Below are 17,834 nucleotides of genomic sequence, written 5' to 3'. Positions count from 1 at the left end.
CCGCGCAGGTGGTACGAGGAACGAGTGCCACCGCAGCGAGGCACCACAACGCTCAATGCAGGAGGCACCACAACGCTCAATGCAGAAGGAGTACCGATGAGTATGCGAAGCCGGCGTGGGCAGCTCGCGCTGACAGGCGGTCCCCGTTCCGGGCTGAGCGATGATCCGCACTGGTACAAGACTGCTGTGTTCTACGAAGTGCTTCTTCGTGCCTTCTCGGATTCTGACGGCGGCGGTACCGGCGATCTGCGTGGGCTGATCGACCGACTCGACTATCTGCAATGGCTCGGTATCGACTGCCTGTGGCTGCCACCCTTCTACCCCTCCCCGCTACGCGACGGTGGCTACGACGTCTCTGACTACACCGCCGTGGCGGACGAGTACGGCACCATCGACGACTTCGCCGAACTGATGGAACAGGCGCACGCCCGCGGGATCCGGGTGATCATCGACTTGGTGATGAACCACACCAGCGATCAACACCCGTGGTTCCAGTCCTCCCGATCCAACCCCAAGGGCCCCTACGGGGACTTCTACGTCTGGGGTGACGATCCCGAGAGGTACGGCGATGCGCGCATCATCTTCGTCGACACCGAGGTCTCCAACTGGACATTCGACCCGGTGCGGCGGCAGTACTACTGGCACCGGTTCTTCTCCCACCAGCCCGACCTGAACTTCGAGAACCCTCGCGTGCACGAAGCGATGTTCGACGTCGTCAGGTTCTGGTTGCGCACCGGCGTGGACGGCTTCCGCCTGGACGCTGTGCCGTACTTGTTCGAGGAAGAAGGCACCAACTCGGAGAATCTGCCGGCCACTCACGAGTTCTTGGCCAGGGTGCGTGCGATGGTGGACGAGGAGTTCCCCGGACGGCTCATGCTCGCCGAGGCCAACCAATGGCCGCACGAGGTAGTCGAGTACTTCGGCACCGAGGACGCCCCGGAGTGTCACATGTGCTTCCACTTCCCGGTGATGCCGCGGATCTTCTACTCCTTGCGTGAGCAGTCCGCGCGCAGCATCGTTCAGATTCTCGACGACACCCCACCGATCCCGGACGGTGCCCAGTGGGGCACATTCCTGCGTAATCACGACGAGCTCACTCTGGAGATGGTCTCCACGGAAGAGCGAGCCGCCATGTACAACTGGTACGCCCCGGAACCACGCATGCGCGCGAATGTGGGCATCCGCCGTCGACTCGCTTCGCTGCTGGACAACTCCCGCGCAGAGATCGAACTGGCGCACGCCCTCTTGCTCTCGCTCCCGGGCAGTCCGTGCCTGTACTACGGCGACGAGATCGGGATGGGCGACAACATCTGGCTACCCGACCGAGACGCGGTCCGCACGCCCATGCAGTGGGACCCGGACCGCAACGCCGGTTTCTCCGCGGCCACCGATCCGGGGCGTCTGTATCTGCCTGTGGTGCAAAATCTCACGAATAGCTACCACCAGCTGAACGTGGAGGCACAGCTGGCGATCCCCACCTCGCTGCTGCACTGGGTGCGCGGCATCCTCGAGGTTCGCCGGGCGCACCCGGTGTTCGGCACCGGTTCCTACGTTCCGCTCACCACCGATAACGAGGCGGTGCTGGCGTTCTTACGTGCCGACGCGGACGGTGGTGGTGAGACGATCCTCTGCGTGGCCAACCTGGCCGCCACTCCGCGCTCGGCCACGGTCCTCTTGCCCGGTTTCGCTGGCGCTCGCCTGATCGATGTGTTCGGTGGTGAGGAGTTTCCTTCGGTACAACCTCGGCCCAGTCCGCACCCTCCCGAGCCGGCGGCGCAGCAGGCGGACGCCCCGCAGGTCCATGACAGGGGCGCCCCACCGGAAGGCGCGGACGGTCAGGCCGTGCTCACGATGGGCTCACGGGACTTCTTCTGGCTTCAGGTGGTGGCGCGATGAGTGACGCGAATGACGGTTCCCTGCTGCTCGAGCTGCTCGACCCCTGGGTGCGGACCACGCGCTGGTTCCCGGCCAAGGATGCGGCCGATGCTCCCCTGCGAATCCTGACCACGATCGAGCTGCCCGACCCGCTCGAGGAAGCCGCCTGCACATTGGTGCTGCTGGCGTTGGACCGGGGCGGAGCCACCACAGTGGTGCAGGTACCGATCGTGGTGACCGATCCGGAGGATGTGGAGTTACCCGGACAGATCGCGCTGCTCGGCACGGGCTCGGTCCTGGTGGACGGCCCGCACCACCCCGCTTTTCTCCGGGCTTGGTTGGCGGCATCGACCACACCGGCGGAGCCGTCGATCCGGCTCGCCGACCTGGATCCGACCCGTGCCCGCGTACACACGGGCGAGCAGTCGAACACCTCGGTGCGCATCCCCGCAGTGACCGGAGACCGTTCGGCCATCCTGAAGATCTTCCGGGTGCTGGCTCCAGGTGCGAATCCGGAGATCGAGATCACCCGCTCCCTGCACGAGGCTGGGTGGCGGCATGTGCCTGAACCGCTGGGCTGGCTCTCCGGTCGATGGCCAGCCCCCGAGGCGGGCACCGGACCAGCTACCGGGGTGGCTGGCGATCTGGGCGTGCTGACGGCGTTCCTCACGGGCACGGAGGACGGATTCGAACTGGCTTGTACTCAAGCACGCGAGGATCGCTCGTTCGCTGAGCCCGCCCGCGAACTTGGCCGGTGCATTCAATCGATGCACGCGGTGCTGCGTACCGCACTGCCGGTGAGCGAACAGTCCGGTGACCTGGCCGGTGCGCTGCGCGCTCGCGCGCGCTGGGCGATCGGATCCGTCCCTGCCCTCCAGCAATGGTCCGAGGGCGTCGAACAGGTGATTTCCGACGTCGCCTCACATGCTCTCCCTGCGAATCAGCGCATTCACGGCGATCTGCATCTCGGCCAGGCGCTGCGGGGAGTCGAGGACTGGTTCCTGCTCGACTTCGAGGGGGAACCGCTGCGACCGCTCTCCGAACGCACCGCACCGGACCAGCCACTGCGTGATCTCGCCGGCATGCTCCGCTCGATCGACTATGCAGCTGCCGTGGGCGGGGCAACCAACCCGCAATGGGCCGAGGAGGCCCGGACCGCCTTGATCGAGGGATACCGGTATGGAGCCCAGATCGTTGAACCGGCGATCCTGCGTGCCCTCGAGCTCGACAAGGCACTCTATGAGGCCGTCTACGAACAACAGAACCGCCCGGATTGGTTGTCGATCCCACTGGGCGGCATCCGTCGAATTATCGAGGAGCAGGCCATGAGAGAGAACGATGCGCCCACACCCGAGCCTGCAACACCGACCGGCGCGCCCGCACACCCGCCGCAGGCGTCGGCAACTCCGGTACCTGACCATGTGCTGCAGGACCTCTCCGACGGCGTGCACTTCGCCCCGCACGATGTTCTCGGACCGCACCTGGGCGATGGTGTGGTCACGATCAGGACGGTGCGGCACCTGGCGCGAGCGGTGAGCATCCGGACAGCCGACGGCGAGTACCCGGCCATTCACGAGCGGGGCGGAATATGGACCGTGACGTTTCCGGCCGAGGACGTTCCGGACTACCGCGTGCTCACGGTCTACGCCGATGGGGCGGTCGTCTCCGACGACCCGTACCGCTTCCTGCCCACCGTGGGCGAGATGGATCAGCACCTCATCTCCGAAGGGCGGCACGAGGAGCTGTGGGCGGTGCTCGGTGCCCGAGTCCGGCGCTATCCCTCCGCATTGGGGGACGTCGTCGGAACCTCATTCGCCGTGTGGGCACCCAACGCGCGCGCGGTCCGTGTGGTGGGCGATTTCAATCATTGGGATGGGCGCGCAAGCGCGATGCGTTCGCTCGGCTCCAGCGGCGTGTGGGAGATCTTCCTGCCCGAGGTGCGCGCGGGCCAGCGGTACAAGTACGAGATCTGCCATGCCGACGGTTCCTGGCACACCAAGGCCGATCCGATGGCACGCGCCACGGAGGTGCCTCCTGCGACGGCGTCGGTGGTGGATGAATCCACGTACACCTGGTCGGACCAGGCGTGGATGAGCGCTCGTGCGTCCGGCGAACCGCACTCGGGCCCGATGAGTACGTACGAGGTGCATCTGGGCTCCTGGCGTCAAGGGCTCACATATGTCGAGCTCGCTCAGCAACTGGTCGAGTACGTCAGTTGGATGGGCTTCACCCATGTGGAGTTGCTGCCGGTTGCCGAGCACCCCTTTGGCGGCTCCTGGGGGTACCAGGTCACCTCCTACTACGCTCCGACCTCCCGGTTCGGCAGCCCGGATGAGTTCCGGCACCTGGTGGATGCCCTGCACCAGGCGGGAATCGGCGTGATCGTGGACTGGGTGCCGGCACACTTCCCGAAAGACTCCTGGGCGCTCGCCCGGTTCGATGGCACCCCCCTGTACGAGGACCCGGACCCGTTGCGCGGCGAGCAGTTGGACTGGGGTACGTACGTGTTCAACTTCGGGCGGAACGAGGTGCGCAACTTCCTCGTGGCCAACGCCCTGTACTGGTTCACCGAGTTCCACATCGATGGCCTCCGTGTGGATGCGGTGGCCTCCATGCTCTACCTCGACTACTCCCGCGAACCTGGCCAGTGGCGTCCGAACGTGCGTGGTGGCCGTGAGAATCTTGAGGCGATCCAGTTCCTCCAGGAGACCAATGCCACCGCCTACCGGGTGGCACCAGGGATCATGATGATCGCCGAGGAGTCCACCGCCTGGCCGGGGGTGACCACCGCCACCGAGCACGGCGGCCTGGGTTTCGGGCTGAAGTGGAACATGGGGTGGATGAACGACACATTGCAGTACATGGCGGAGGAGCCGATCAACCGCCGCTATCACCATGGTGAGCTCACGTTCTCCCTGGTGTACGCCTTCTCGGAGCAGTTCGTGCTCCCGCTCAGCCATGACGAGGTGGTGCACGGCAAGGGATCGTTGTGGGAACGGATGCCTGGCGATCTCTGGGCCAAACTGGCGGGGGTGCGACTGCTCCTTGCCTACCAGTGGTCCCACCCGGGCAAGAACCTGCTGTTCATGGGAGGTGAGTTCGCCCAGAACACCGAGTGGGCGGAGTCCCGGTCGCTCGACTGGGGCTTGAGCGACACCCCGTCCCATGCCGGTGTCCGCCTGATGGTGCGCGAGCTGAACGCGCTCTACGTCGCCTCCCCTGCCCTCTGGGCGGATGATTTCAATCCGAGCGGGTTCGAGTGGATCGAGGCCAATGACGGTGACCACAATGTGCTCGCCTATCTACGCCGAGGCGGTGGTGAGCAACTCCTCGTCGTGGCCAACTTCGCTGGGACGGCGCATGAGGGTTACCGCGTGGCCGTGCCGCAGGCCGGCGCCTGGGAGGAAGTGTTGAACACCGATCACACAGAGTTCGGCGGCAGCGGGGTGGTCAATACCCAAGCGCTCGTGGCCGACGAGGTGCCCTGGCATGGACGGTCCCACTCGATCGCGCTGCGGGTGCCGCCGCTCGGCGTCACCTTCCTGCGCCCCACCACCTGACCGTCCTGCAGCTCCCAGCTGGCCGTCCTGCAGCTCACCACCACTTCCCCGCACCGACCACCCCGCGAGTGCGGGGGTCGGGTGGCTCAGTCGCGAGGGTGGGTGTGGTCGCGAGGATTGGTTCAGTAGAGCGCGACGGCCAAGTCGCGCCGCGCCTTGACCACCTCGGGTGCATCATGCGGGGCCAGCTGGAACAGCTCCAGCAGTCGCGTACGGGCAGCATCGCGATCATCGCCGGCGCTCACGCGGATCACCCCGAGCAGGCGGGCGTAACCGTCGGCAAGCTTGCCCGAGGCCACCTCGACGTCGGCCGCCGGCAACTGGGCGGCGAGGTCCCCTGCGCCAGCCTCATCCGCCGCGGCCAATACGGCGGCAGGATCCAGGCCGGCGATCCGGCGGAGCAACTCGACCTGAGCGAGCCCGGCCGCCGCCTCCTCATCACGAGGGTTCTCCTCCAGCGCGCTCTGGAAAGCCGCGGCAGCACCATCGAGGTCATCGGCCTCGATCGCGTCATAGGCGGCCTGGATGTGCGGCGGCAGCGGAGGCTCTACCGGTTCAGCTCCTTGCTGTTCCCCTGCGCCGTTCTCGTCGACCTCCATCGTGCCGGTCACGCCATTCTCCTGGGCGGCCTGGAGTACCTGATCAAGCACGGGCCGCAACTGCTCGGCCGGATAGTTCCCCTGGAACAGCGGCAGCGGCTGCCCCTTGAGCACGGCCAGCACCGAGGGCACCGTCTGCGCTTGGAAGACCTGCGCGATCCGCGGGTTCGCGGCCACGTCCACCCGGGCGAGGACGAACTTCCCGCCGTACTCGGTGGCGAGCGCCTCCATCGTGGGGTTGAGCGCGATGCTCTGCCCTTCGCCCACCTGCCAGAGCATGACGACGACCGGCACCGTCATGGACTGCTGGATCACGTCATTGAACGTGGCCTCGCTGACGTCCACAACGAGCCCGGCCGGCGTGCTCTCCGACGGGGCAGGAGGTTTCGGGGCGGCGATCGCCGAGAGATCCACGGCGCCGTGCAGATTGACCGGGTTGGAAGGCTGACTCATGGTGCAATCCTAGTTCGTACTACGTGCTGATCATCACTCGTCGGGACTGTCGTGGCTGACTCCGGAGAGCACCCGTTCGGCGCCGATCACCATCGCCTGCGCATCGTCGGACTCGACCGGAACGTACACCGCCACCATCAGTTCGTAGCGAGCGTTCAGCGACTCACCGTCCTCGGAAACCTCGCCGTCCTCCTCGTCCAATGCGGCGATCTGCCCGCCCAGGCTCAACTCAGCGCCATCGACGGTCTTGGTGAACGTGTACCTGGTGTTCATCGCCCCCACCGCGATGTATCCACCGTCAGCGGTGGCGAGGGTCAGGATGTCCTCCTCGGCCGCCGTGGTGTTGTGGTCGAACTCGCCGGCCTCATCGAAATCGAAGGTCGCCAGTTGTTCGGTCACCAGTGTGCGGAACGGGTCCTCGGCGAAGGTGTCCTCGATCGTGCCCTCGTCGTCGCGGTCACCGAGCAGACGGGCGTAGGCATCCAGCGCGTCCGGTGGCGTGTACAGGTATCCCTCGGCGTCCAATGGCACCGGCGCACTCCCCACGGAGGGGACGGCAGTCTCGGGCATCTGCACGCCCGGGAGGAGCCGTACCCAGCTGTGCATCTGGTACTGACTACGGGGCGTCTCCTGCTCCAGGGTCACCAGCAATGGCACATTCGATTCATCGGGGATCTCGGTGACCACCATGACCGTGCGCGGCCACGTGTCGGTGACCGCCACGATCTCGACCTGCGTCTGCGCCGTCAGCGGCTGCGGCGTATAGGGCTCGTCGCTGTCGGCCGTGGCAGCCGCGAGGGCGTACTCGGCTGCGCGGATCGAAAGCGCGGGATCTTGGACGCGATCCGCCAGCAGGTCAGCGTCCTGTTCTTCGTCGGCTGCCGCAATGAGGTCGCCGAGATCGGCTAGTACACGCTCAAGACGTGGGCCGTCCAGCGCCGGTAACGTCTCGGTCTGCTCCGGCGGTTCCGGCGTTTCGGGAACCTCGATCGCGCAGGCGCCGAGCATCCCCGCTGCGGCGAGCAGTGCCGGGATGGCGGCGATCCGGAATCGACGACTCATCGCTTGTCCTCCTCGTCGCCATCATCGGGTGTATCCGCCGACGGCGGCCGGTGCAGTCCCCAGGTCTGGCGCCACGAGGCGCCCGAGGCCTGGGCGTTGTGGTCCCCATCCGACGCCTCGTCGGCTGCACCGGGACCGACGTCGGTTGGTCTCGGCTGTGCCGGCCAGTCTGCCGATTCCGGTGCGGACGAGTCTCCTGCCCCGATCGTCGGGGCGCCCCAGGTGGAAAAGTCACCGAGGCGGGCGCCCTCAGTATCTCCGCTGGTCGAATCGTGCGTCGTCGCGTCGGGCGTGGTGCTCGCCTCGCTCGCGCGCGCGGACCGTCGTTGCCACCACCGGCGCCGCGGGGCCGCCTCCGTACCGGCGCGGGCCGCGGTGTCATCGTCGCCGGCATTCGCCTCATCGACCCCAGTCCCGCCACGGGGCTCGGTGTCCTTCTCGCCGGCATTCGCCTGATCAGCGTCACCATCAGCATCCGCGCGATCCGGTTCGTCGCCCGGGCTCGATCCTGACTCCTCGTCCGCCTGATCCTTCCGGCCAGCGTGCACCCATGCAGCCAGGTCGGCACCACCGTCCCCAGGCGAAGACTCGACGTCGCCGCTGTCGGCGTGCTCGGCAGGCGCGCTCTCCTGCGCGGCCGGTGCTCCATCGGGCACGGGTGCGGGAGTACGCCGTTGCGGGTCCGCCTTGGCCCGTTCGGCTTCGCGCAACTGACGGCGGGTCAACGGCGTCCCATCTTCGGCCACCGTCGGCAGCACTGTCGTCGCGTCGGAATCGTCCTCGTCGGGGGCCCGGGCTGCCCGCTCGCGGGCCCGCTTCTCTTCGCGCGACATCAACAGCTGAATCGCGAGCCAGACGAGGCCGACCAGGAACAGCACCCCGCCGACCACGATTCCGGGCACCATCAATGGCGTGGTGACCTCCCGTGTCCAGGTGAGCGAGACGGACGGGGCGGGCGTCGAACCGTCCGAGGCAACCAGCATCAGCCAGTCGCCCTCGACCTGCGACCACTCGTAGGTCAACTCACCTGTCTCGCTCAGCTCTTCGATCCACAGGTCTGAGCCTCGGGGATCAGGCACGGTGGTCATCTCACCCGCGGCGTCCGAACCCTCACCGTCCGCGGTCTCGGTGTCTTCGCCCTCCGTACCTTCGGCGCTCTCGCTCTCTGTGCTCTCTGTGCTCTCTGTGCTCTCTGCATCCTCTGACGGCGTCTCGGACCCCTCGCCCGAGGCATCCTCACTGGGAGTTTCGCTCGACTCCGCACCGGAGACCTGCTCGACTGAGAGCGTCTCCCAGTCCTCGAGCCCAGTGATCTCCAGTGCGGACGCATCGTCCACCCAGGCGCGTACATCTGCCGCGCGGCCCATCGCCAGCATCACCGGCGTCTCGTCGTCAGCGGCTGTCACCGTGACAGTCACATCGGAGTTCACCGTGGCCAGTACGTGGCCACCGGCGAGCACCACCGGTGTCTCGGGGGCCTGTGGCACGGTGGCTGTGACCACCTCGTCCGGGCGCCAGAGGGTGCCCGAGGCGATACCTGCACCTGCCGTGCCGAGTCCCAGCACGATGAGCAGGATCGCGAAGATCCGTCCTAGCACGAGCGTGCCAACCCTTCTGGTCCATGGTCGAACGTGGAGCCGAGCGTGTCGTCGACAGCCCCCCAGGGTACGTGACCATTCTGTGATCCAGGACGTGATCGTGACGTGAGACACATTCGCGGGTCCAACCACAGCGGATACGCTGACATCGACTCTTCGAGTACCCAACAGGCAGGAGACTGGTGTGGCTGACGACGCGTCGACCTTTCCGGTGGTGATGCGCGGCTATGACCGCGCCCAGGTCGATCAGTACATCCATTCCCTCGAGCGCAAGGTCGCCGAAGGCGAGCAGAAGTTGGGCGAGGCCCGCACACAGGTGGAGTCCTTGGATTCCTCCGTGATGCAGGTATCGGGTGAACTCGCAGACGCCCAGGCTCAATTGCGGGAGGCCGAGAAGCCGAGCTACGCCGGGCTGGGAGCCCGGATCGAGCAGCTCCTGCGTTCGGCAGAAGAACAGTCCAGCGATGTGGTGAGCCAGGCGAATCTCCAGGCGAAGGACCTTCTCGAACGCGCCGAGGCCGGCGCGGCTGAGTTGTCCTCCCAGGCGGAGAACGAGGCTGCCGAACGGCTCGCGAACGCGCGCCGGGACGCAGACAGCGCCGTGCAACGGGCCACCAGCAAGGCCGAGGGGATCCTGCTGGCCGCCCAGCGCAAGGCCGAAGAACTGGTCGGATCAGCCGAGCGCGAGGCCGCCCGGATCGCAAGTGTTTCTGCCACTGAACAGAGCGAGCGGCACGCAAGTCTGGAACGCGAGCTCGGCACGCTCCGGGCAACGGCCGAACAGGAGGTGGCCGAGCTCAGGGTCAGTTCCGAACGCGCCGCTCGAGAGCTGAAGTCCGCTAGCGAGACCGAGGCCCAGGAGCTTCGCTCGCGCGCCCGGGCCGATGCGGATTCCCTGCGCGAGGATGCCCAGCGCACTGCCAAGGCCACTGTGTCCGAGGCTGAAGAACAAGCCGCCGAGATCCTGCGTGCGGCCAACTCCGAGGCAGAACAGATCCGAGGGTCGGTGGCCGATATGCGCGACCAGGCCGAGTTGGAGATCGCCGCCCGACGGTCCGCATCCGAAGAGGCCGACGCGCAGATGCACGCACAGGCCAAGGCTGACACGGACGCCATGATCGCCGATGCACAGGCGCACGCTCAGGACGCCGAGGCGCGGGTGGCAGAGGCGCTCGCCAAGGCTGAGGAAGTGCGCTCGTCCGCAGAGTCGCAGGCCCAGGAGATTCTCGAGGATGCCCGTTCCAGTGCCGAGCGGATCACCCGTGAGGCCCGGGAAGGGGCCGATCGGCTCAGGAGCGACACCGCAGCGCAAGCCGATCGGGAGCGGCGAACGGCGCAACGACAGGTCGAGGACCTGAACCGTCAGCGAGAGTCGATCACCGGCTACCTCGACGAGCTACGCACACTGCTCGGATCGGGGCAGGTGGCCGAGGCCGCCGATCTGGCCGTTCCCGAGGAGGACGACACCGATCAGGTCGAGGAGGAGCAGGCACTCCCGGCAGACAGCGAAGCGTCCGACGCCGACGAACCTGACGCGGAGGGGTCAGCCCCTGAGGTGAACGGCGCGGCCGCAGGTGACCCGTCCCCGGACAGTGCTGCTGAGGTCGACGCCGAGACCAGCAAGACGTCTGAAGAGACCGAGAACCCGGACGCGGCGGACGAGTCGGACGCCGACAGCGAGACCTCGGTACGCGAAACGGCACGAGGCTGACACTCGCGGCTCAGCGCACCATCCGGACGATGGGCAGATCACCCCACCGTTCAACCACCTGTTCCGCGCCGTCCGCGACGAACCCGTGCTTGCGGTAGAACGCCGCAGCACGCGGGTTCTCACGGGCAACCCAGAGCATGCACGGGGCGTCGCCGGTGGCGATCTCGAGCAGGTTCGCGGCAGTGCCCTGACCGTACTCACGTGCGAGCACGTACAGGGCAGCCAGTTCGAGCGGACGCACCCGGCCTGGGCCGGCCGCCTCCGCCCAGGCAAGGCCGACGGCCTCTCCCCCGCGGTGAGCCACCCACACGGTCGGACCGGCCGGGTTCGACAGCCGGTCTTGCCACGTCACGAGACCGTCCCTTTCCCAGCGCTCGAGCACCAGCTCCGGGACGAGATCACGGTAGGCCTCTCGCCAGGTCGCGCAGTGAAGCTGGTGGAGCGCGGTAGCGTCCCCGATGTGCGCCGGCCGGATCAAGGCAGATGTCATGGCCGCATGGTAACCACCAGCCAGGCACCACCAGACCCGTCGGAGGGATGACCACCAGCCGGCCATCCTCGCTGAGTCCTCAGCCGGTGGGGGATGAGCGGGTGGCACAGTCAGTTCGCCGTACGCTGGTGGGGTGAGTACGGAGCAGGACTGGGCGCGCCAGCGCCGTGAAGCGGCGGCTGAGCACGAACGACGCCTCGCCGAGCGCAAGGCCTCCGAGAGCAGTCGCGCGCAGACCCTCCTCGATCAGTTCGCAGCGGCTGCCGCAGCCGCCGGCCTTGCACCTCAGGCTCTCGAGGTCAAGGGCTACGGCGGGCGCGGTCGCGCACGAACTCCCCTACGGGGCTGGTACCTGCGCGTCGACCGGACCTCCGCCGTCGGGACGGACGGTGCGTTCTACCTGCTCACCGCACCCCTCTCGGCCTGGGACCGGCTACGCGGGATACGGCCAGAGCCCAAGGACCCCCCGCTGGTGCTCGGGGCCGGCGGCAAGGATGGCGAGTCGATCGACCTGCTGGACGCTCTCGAACGGATCATGCCGGGGTGGCGGGGCTGACAGGTGAGATGCCCGCACCTGGCGCTACCGCGCTGACGCGTCCGACCTGCCACGAATCGTCACCGACACGGGCGTGCTCGTGCGCCCCGTCAGGTACACCCGTGGTCCGGTCAAGGCGTCCGTGCCGCCCAGGAACGTGTACGCCTCGCCGGGGTGGTACACCGGCGGCCGATCGAGTCCGCTCCCCCGTCCTGGGCCGACGGTGATCTCATCGTCACCCACGCGGTAGACCGCATCGCCTTCGACCAGTTCGACCGACCCGTCGCCGAGTTCGCGACCGCCGGTGAGCGTGCCACCGGGACGGAAGGCGAGCTCGACGGCGAACGGCACGTCCGCCCCGGAGAAGGACAGATCGAGACCGATCCCGCCGGCGACGTCGTTCACCAGCATCTCGGTGGTCAATAGCACTGGATCGCTCTGGCGCCGGGAGAAATTCATTGCCGCCGCGAAACGGCCTTCGAACTCGAGCTCATACGCGCCGTCTGCCCGCCTCTGGGCAGGGTCGAGCGGTTGGTAGTAGCCGGTGCTGAGCTCTTCGATCAGCAGCATTCCGCCGCCGACCTCCCGCCAGGTACCGGGCCGGAACGGACCCATACCAAAGAAGTCCCTGGAGAGCCGCACGGAGTCCAACAGCGCCGCACCATGCCGGAATCGCACCACGGTGGGATTGCAGGCCAGCCCCGACGCCACTCGTCCGGCCCGGGGCACATCCGAACCGGCGTACACCGTACTCATCTGCCGCTCGTCCCGCCGACGGCGCAGCCCCAGTGCGAAAGTCCGCGCCACTGTGGGCTCATCACCAGTCTCCAGATCGGCACCCAACTCCGGCTCCCGGAGCAGCTGCGCCACTGCATCCACCGGATCGAAGCCCGGGGCAGTCTGCGCCTCGAGGCAGGCACGAGCACACGGCCGGCATCCGGCCACCGCGAACCGGCGCCACTGCATCGTGAACGGGCCCACACTGAACCGGTGCCGCTGATCCTGCCGGCGCGAGTGCACGGTTTCCACCTCACCCTGATCGGTCAGGTCGATCATCGCGTGCAGGTTCCGGTGCACCACCTCACGCAACGGCTCCTCGTCGAGGGCATCGGCGAGTGTGAGCAGGGACGGGTTGGAGACGTGCGCAGCATAGTTCGCCGAACGCTCGGAGTAGATCCCATCCTCGTCTGCATCCACACCTTCTGCGAGCCACTGTCGGGCGCGGCCGGTGCACCGGTCGTCCCCAGTCACGCGAGCCAGCCCGGCCAGCGCGGCGGCAATTTCCCACCGGTGGTTCGGGGTGTGCACCCCTCCGGTCACGATGGCGTCGACAGCCCTCGCAGCGATCTCAGCCAGCCCGGTACGCACCCCGGACCACTCAGGCCGGCCCATCAGCTGCGCGTGGACCCCGGCGAGGTCATTCAGGGTGAAGCTCGAATCGGGCGGGGAATCCACATTGTCACCGGACGTGAACAAGCCACCCAGTCCTTGCGCAGCGGTGAGCTCGCCGAGCCATCCGAGCGCCGCCTGATGTGGTTCGGATCGCCCCGCCCACCGGGACGCTGGGTTGAGCGAGCAGACCACAGCCGCCTTGATCATCGCCATCAGCCCACGATGACCGCGAGCACGCTCCGCTGCTACGGCGGCGCCGCCGGCAATCAAGGAGGCGAGCCTTTCGTCGGAGCCCGCCGTGGCATGGGCGGAGAATGCAGTCATGTCGCCGGCACTCACCTGCGATCAGTCCTTCAGCCCGGAGTTCATATCGGCACTCATGATCTGGCGCTGGAAGATCAGGAACAGGATGATCATCGGCAGCAACGAGATCACCGAGGCCGAGAGCAGCACCGACCAGTCGATGTTGTCCGCCCCCACGATCGAACGCAGCGCGATCTGCAGCGTGTACTGGTTCGGATCATTGAGCACGAGCAACGGCCAGATGTAGTCGTTCCAGCGCCACTGGAAGGAGAAGATCGCCAGCGTCACAGCCATTGGCTTGGCCAGCGGCAACATGATGGAGAAGAAGGTGCGGATCTCTCCGACCCCGTCGATCCGGGCCGCCTCGAGCAGTTCGTCCGGAACCGTCTTGAAGTACTGCCGGAACATGAACACACCGGTCGCGGTGACGATCGAGGGGATGATGATGCCGGGGAGGGAGTCGTACAGACCGAGATCGCGGATCACCACGAACGTCGAGGGCATGATGACCTCGGTCGGCAGCATGGTGGTGGCCAGAACGCACATGAAGAAGACGTTCAGCCACCACGCCTTGTACTTGGCCAGCGCGTACCCAGTCATCGACGAGACGAGCACGGTCAGCGCGGTGGTCACCACGGCGACGATCCCTGTGTTCATGAAATACCGGGCGAAGTTGAACCGGCTCCACGCTGCCTCGTACCCCGAGAACGTCCAGTTCTCCGGCAGGATCGACAGCGGCAGGCTGAACAGCTCGCTACCGGGCTTGAACGAGCTGAGCACGAACCAGAGCAGCGGGAACGCGTACACAGCCACCAGCACCCAGAGCAGGATCGTCCCGGGGGCAACGGACTTCTTCTTGCCCCGTACGGGCTCGGTGATGGTCGCTGTGCCCGTCTTGGTGCCTGCCCTACTCACTGGACGTCCTTCCGGTCGAAGCGCATCTGGATCAGGGCGATCAGAATGAGGATCACCATGAGCACCATCGAGGCGGCACTGGCGTAGCCGATGTCTCCGCGCTCAAAGCCGGTGCGATAGATGTACTGCACCATCAACACGTTCTCCGTGCCCGGGCCACCACCGTTGAGCGCCTGGATCATCGCGAACTCCTTCATCGCCCCGATCGTGGTGAGCAGGACCACCAAGAACGTGGTCGGTGCAAGCAGCGGGAGCGTGATCCGCCGGAAGCGCTGCCACCCGGTGGCGCCGTCGATCGCCGCCGCTTCCAGGTAGGACTTCGGAATGTTCCGCAGCGCCGCGATGAACAGCAACATCGTGAACGCCGTGCCGCCCCAGGTGCCAGCGATCAGCACCACGACCAGGGCCAGTTCGCCGTTGGTCTGCCACTGCAACGGCCCGATCCCGAAGATGGAAAGGAAGTAGTTGAAGAAACCGAAGTTCTCGCCGAACAGCCACCGCCAGATCACACCGTTGACGATCGGGGAGATGAGCCAGGGGAAGAAGAAGACTGCGCGCGCCACCGTCTGCCCACGGGCGAACTTGGTGGTGAGCAGCACGGCGAGACCGAGCGGGATCACGTAATGCAGCGGTACGGACAGACCCGCGAAAATGAAGGTGCGCCCGAGTGCGCTGTAGAACTCTGGGTCGCCGAACAACCGGGTGTAGTTGTCGAAGCCGATGATCTCGGGAACACCGAAGCCGCGGTAGTTCGACAGCGAATAGATGAAGCCGAATACGCCCGGCCACACGAAGAACAGGGCAAACAGCACCACGGCAGCGGCGATGAAGATGAGCGGGGCGATGACCTGCCCGCGGCGAATCCTGGAACGGCGGTGGCGCGGGGTGGGCACCCCAGCGGGCGGAGCCTTCTCGGCAGTGGACGCGGTCATCCGCGCGCCTCCTTCGATGGTGAGAACAAACCGGACGGCGTGCCCCGCGGGGCGGGGCACGCCGGAAGATCAGCGGATGGCGGCGAGCGCCGCGGTCAGCTGCTCGTTGATGTTCGCGATGGTCGCGTCCACGTCCTGCTCATCGTTGAGGTACTTCACGACCTCGTCACGCACCGGATCACCCTCGATGAAGATGCCCTCTGCCTGGAACAGCAGCTCCTGAGCCTTCACCTCGCCGACGATCGGGTCGCTTGCGGCGATCTCGGCGTTGTAGAGGTCGAAGAACTCCTGGTTGTTCTCGTAGGAGATCTCGACGCCTTCCACGGCAGGCAGGAAACCGGAGGTCTCGCTGAGCTCGGTGTAGTTCTCGCTCTGGTACAGCCAGTTGATGAAGTCGTAGGCAGCATCGGACTGCTCGCCCTCGAACACCACGATCGACGCTGCGTTGCCGTAGTTCGTCGCACGCACCGGCTGGACCGGAAGGTAGACCGAGACCCACTCGAAGTCGGCGATGTTCTCCTCAAAGTCCGCGATCTGCCACGAGCCCGAGTAGTAGGAGACCACGTCACCACTCTTGAACAGCGCGTTCGGGTCACCGTCGGAGAGCCATACGGACCGGGGCATGAAGGAGTCGTCGTTGAGCCCGTAGAAGTACTCGAGCGCGGGCTTGGTGTTCTCGTTCGTCTGGTACTGGTCGTTCTCGTCGGCGATGAAGGCGTTCGAGCCGAACTCGTATAGGAAGGACTTGAGCCGGTGCGAAGTCCGGTCCATCACCATGCCGAAGCTGGCGCCGGTGGCTTCCTGAACTCGCTTGACCGTGGCCACGAACTCATCCCAGGTCCAGATCTCGTCCTCGGAGGTCGGGTAGCTCTCCCCGGCCTCATCGAAGAGGGACTTGTTCAGGAACAGCCCGACGGCGGTCACGTCGCTGGGTAGGGATAGCACCTTGCCGCTCTCGTCCACCACGGAGAGGTCGGTCAGGGCGCCGGAGGCCTCGGCGATCTCGGCAAGGTCGCGGGTGGCGTCCTTCCACTGCGGGTCCACCGCACCGATCCGGGCAAGCGCCGGGAGGTCATTGGCGAGGGCAGCATTGCTCAACCGCGTCTGCAGGTCGTCGTTGGCGACGTCGACGATCTCGATCTGCACACCAGTCTCCTCGGTGTACTTCTCTGCCATGTGGGCGTACCCGCCGCCCTGGTTCGCATCTCCGGAGAGGTAGAACTGCAGCGTTCCGACGTCGGTGCCGTTACCGCCTCCACCGTCTCCTCCGCCGGAGTTGCAGGCAGAAAGCCCGACCACAGCGGCACCGGAGGCGAGCCCACCGGCGAGGACCTGTCGACGACCAAGAATGGGATTCATGAGGTGTACCTCTCATCGTTGAGTGTGCCGGGAGCCACCGGGGGTCGACGCCGTTGGCACGGGAAGCGTTTACCTCGGAGAGTAGGCGACATGTCGGGATGAACGCAAGGTTTGTCCTGACATAGTCCGGTCACAACTCGGACACAGGTGACAACCTCAGGCGGCGCTCCGGGACCGATTCGTGAGGTCTGACAAGGCATCGGCCACCGAAGAGGGTGTCTCGATGGCGCTCATGTGCCCCGCGCCAGTGACTTCCACCACGTCCGTTCCCAGCGCACGGGCCATCGTCTCGTGGTCGACGCGACTTGCCAGGGCGTCCTCGCTTCCCCGCAGGACGAGCGCGGGCACCCGGAGATTCTCGAGTGCGGAGAGCCGGTCGGGCCGGGCCGCCATCGCGCGCTGCGCCCACGCGATTCCCGACGGCGGTGCCTCCTCGAGCCATCGGGTCACAGTGGCACGCACCTCGCCGGCGGCATCTGGGGCGATCAGGGCGTCGATCATCGGCGCCACCGCCGCCGGGCCTTCCGGCCCTAGGGCCGCCTCGGCCACGCGGAGCCGGTTCTCACGTGCCGGCTCCGGATCGGCGCCTGCTTTGGTGTCCAACAGGCCGATACCCGCCAGCCGGCCGGGGTGCCGCTCGGCGAACGCCAGTGCTGTGTAGCCACCCATCGATAGCCCGGCCACGATGGCACGGCGCACGCCGCGATGGGCGAGCGTCTGCGCGACCGCATCCGCGTAGTCTTCCAGGCCGCCGTCGATCGCTGGGGAAGCGCCGAACCCTGGTGCGTCGATGGTGAGTACCCCTGCCGTGGGCATCGCGGCCACGGTGGTCTCCCACATGCGCGAGTCGAACGGGAACCCGTGCAGGAGCACGAGCGGCTCGGTCACTTCCGGTCCGTACCAGGTTGCCGCCAGCATGAGCGATCCCTCCATCGGATGAGGTGTGCGGTGCCTACGCAGCCTACGGATCGAATCCACTTCCGCGAGTCGAATCCACCACACACGGGGGTGCAGGTGGATTCGATTCGTGGATGTGGATTCCAGTGGGTG

13 protein-coding genes are annotated in these 17,834 nt (G+C 66.6%); 4 read left to right on the top strand and 9 right to left on the bottom strand.

Annotated features, from left to right (window positions below):
* The first annotated feature begins 102 nt into the window (after positions 1-102).
* Entirely contained in the window at positions 103-1,896 is a 1,794-nt protein-coding gene (gene treS / locus LQF10_RS06150) for a maltose alpha-D-glucosyltransferase (RefSeq protein ID WP_231067260.1), read from the top strand.
* Positions 1,893-5,435, top strand: coding sequence for a 1,4-alpha-glucan branching protein GlgB (glgB, locus tag LQF10_RS06145; RefSeq protein WP_231066604.1), 3,543 nt, complete (start codon positions 1,893-1,895; stop codon positions 5,433-5,435). Before treS ends, glgB begins: the two co-directional genes overlap by 4 nt.
* Positions 5,436-5,557: 122 nt before the next feature.
* On the opposite strand, the gene LQF10_RS06140 is transcribed toward glgB, so the two are convergent.
* The 3 genes from LQF10_RS06140 to LQF10_RS06130 are packed head-to-tail and all read right to left on the bottom strand — an operon-like array spanning position 5,558 to position 9,147.
* Positions 5,558-6,487 (bottom strand): tetratricopeptide repeat protein, encoded by a 930-nt coding sequence (locus LQF10_RS06140; RefSeq protein ID WP_231066603.1) that lies wholly within the window; start codon positions 6,485-6,487, stop codon positions 5,558-5,560.
* Between the two features lie 33 nt (positions 6,488-6,520).
* Positions 6,521-7,549 (bottom strand): DUF8094 domain-containing protein, encoded by a 1,029-nt coding sequence (locus tag LQF10_RS06135; protein ID WP_231066602.1) that lies wholly within the window; start codon positions 7,547-7,549, stop codon positions 6,521-6,523.
* Positions 7,546-9,147, bottom strand: coding sequence for a hypothetical protein (locus LQF10_RS06130; RefSeq protein WP_231066601.1), 1,602 nt, complete (start codon positions 9,145-9,147; stop codon positions 7,546-7,548). The genes LQF10_RS06135 and LQF10_RS06130 overlap by 4 nt, the downstream gene beginning before the upstream one ends.
* 184 nt (positions 9,148-9,331) lie before the next feature.
* Here LQF10_RS06130 and LQF10_RS06125 point away from each other — a divergent pair, with 184 nt between their 5' ends.
* On the top strand, positions 9,332-10,858 hold the full coding sequence (locus LQF10_RS06125; protein ID WP_231066600.1) for a coiled-coil domain-containing protein: 1,527 nt from the start codon (positions 9,332-9,334) through the stop codon (positions 10,856-10,858).
* Positions 10,859-10,868: 10 nt separating this feature from the next.
* Here LQF10_RS06125 and LQF10_RS06120 read toward each other — a convergent pair whose 3' ends face one another.
* Entirely contained in the window at positions 10,869-11,348 is a 480-nt protein-coding gene (locus LQF10_RS06120) for a GNAT family N-acetyltransferase (RefSeq protein ID WP_231066599.1), read from the bottom strand.
* A 133-nt stretch (positions 11,349-11,481) separates the two neighbouring features.
* On the opposite strand from LQF10_RS06120, the gene LQF10_RS06115 reads away from it, so the two are divergent.
* Complete coding sequence (locus LQF10_RS06115) at positions 11,482-11,904, top strand: hypothetical protein (RefSeq protein WP_231066598.1); 423 nt, start codon at positions 11,482-11,484, stop codon at positions 11,902-11,904.
* A 24-nt stretch (positions 11,905-11,928) separates the two neighbouring features.
* On the opposite strand, the gene LQF10_RS06110 is transcribed toward LQF10_RS06115, so the two are convergent.
* The 5 genes from LQF10_RS06110 to LQF10_RS06090 form a co-directional block, all read right to left on the bottom strand.
* Positions 11,929-13,599 carry a hypothetical protein gene (locus tag LQF10_RS06110; RefSeq protein WP_231066597.1) on the bottom strand — a complete coding sequence of 557 codons (1,671 nt, stop codon included), beginning with the start codon at positions 13,597-13,599 and terminating at the stop codon, positions 11,929-11,931.
* Between the two features lie 21 nt (positions 13,600-13,620).
* Positions 13,621-14,493 carry a carbohydrate ABC transporter permease gene (locus tag LQF10_RS06105; protein WP_231066596.1) on the bottom strand — a complete coding sequence of 291 codons (873 nt, stop codon included), beginning with the start codon at positions 14,491-14,493 and terminating at the stop codon, positions 13,621-13,623.
* Positions 14,490-15,425: a carbohydrate ABC transporter permease gene (locus tag LQF10_RS06100; RefSeq protein ID WP_231066595.1), complete on the bottom strand. Its 936-nt coding sequence runs from the start codon at positions 15,423-15,425 to the stop codon at positions 14,490-14,492. Before LQF10_RS06100 ends, LQF10_RS06105 begins: the two co-directional genes overlap by 4 nt.
* A gap of 69 nt (positions 15,426-15,494) precedes the next feature.
* Positions 15,495-16,784, bottom strand: a complete 1,290-nt coding sequence (locus LQF10_RS06095) for an ABC transporter substrate-binding protein (protein ID WP_231066594.1) — start codon at positions 16,782-16,784, stop codon at positions 15,495-15,497.
* Positions 16,785-16,940: 156 nt separating this feature from the next.
* Positions 16,941-17,702 (bottom strand): alpha/beta fold hydrolase, encoded by a 762-nt coding sequence (locus LQF10_RS06090; protein WP_231066593.1) that lies wholly within the window; start codon positions 17,700-17,702, stop codon positions 16,941-16,943.
* Positions 17,703-17,834 lie beyond the last annotated feature (132 nt).

This window comes from Ruania halotolerans (assembly GCF_021049285.1).
Lineage (GTDB): Bacteria > Actinomycetota > Actinomycetes > Actinomycetales > Beutenbergiaceae > Ruania > Ruania halotolerans.
This window is presented reverse-complemented; position numbering and strand designations above follow the sequence as displayed.

Excerpts from the sequence above, each read along its gene's own strand:
- LQF10_RS06095 (WP_231066594.1), bottom strand. The coding sequence starts at position 16,784 with ATGAATCCCATTCTTGGTCGTCGACAGGTCCTCGCCGGTGGGCTCGCC.
- LQF10_RS06140 (WP_231066603.1), bottom strand. The coding sequence starts at position 6,487 with ATGAGTCAGCCTTCCAACCCGGTCAATCTGCACGGCGCCGTGGATCTC.
- LQF10_RS06135 (WP_231066602.1), bottom strand. The coding sequence starts at position 7,549 with ATGAGTCGTCGATTCCGGATCGCCGCCATCCCGGCACTGCTCGCCGCA.
- LQF10_RS06120 (WP_231066599.1), bottom strand. The coding sequence starts at position 11,348 with ATGACATCTGCCTTGATCCGGCCGGCGCACATCGGGGACGCTACCGCG.
- glgB (WP_231066604.1), top strand. The coding sequence starts at position 1,893 with ATGAGTGACGCGAATGACGGTTCCCTGCTGCTCGAGCTGCTCGACCCC.
- LQF10_RS06090 (WP_231066593.1), bottom strand. The coding sequence starts at position 17,702 with ATGCTGGCGGCAACCTGGTACGGACCGGAAGTGACCGAGCCGCTCGTG.
- LQF10_RS06100 (WP_231066595.1), bottom strand. The coding sequence starts at position 15,425 with ATGACCGCGTCCACTGCCGAGAAGGCTCCGCCCGCTGGGGTGCCCACC.
- LQF10_RS06110 (WP_231066597.1), bottom strand. The coding sequence starts at position 13,599 with ATGACTGCATTCTCCGCCCATGCCACGGCGGGCTCCGACGAAAGGCTC.
- treS (WP_231067260.1), top strand. The coding sequence starts at position 103 with ATGCGAAGCCGGCGTGGGCAGCTCGCGCTGACAGGCGGTCCCCGTTCC.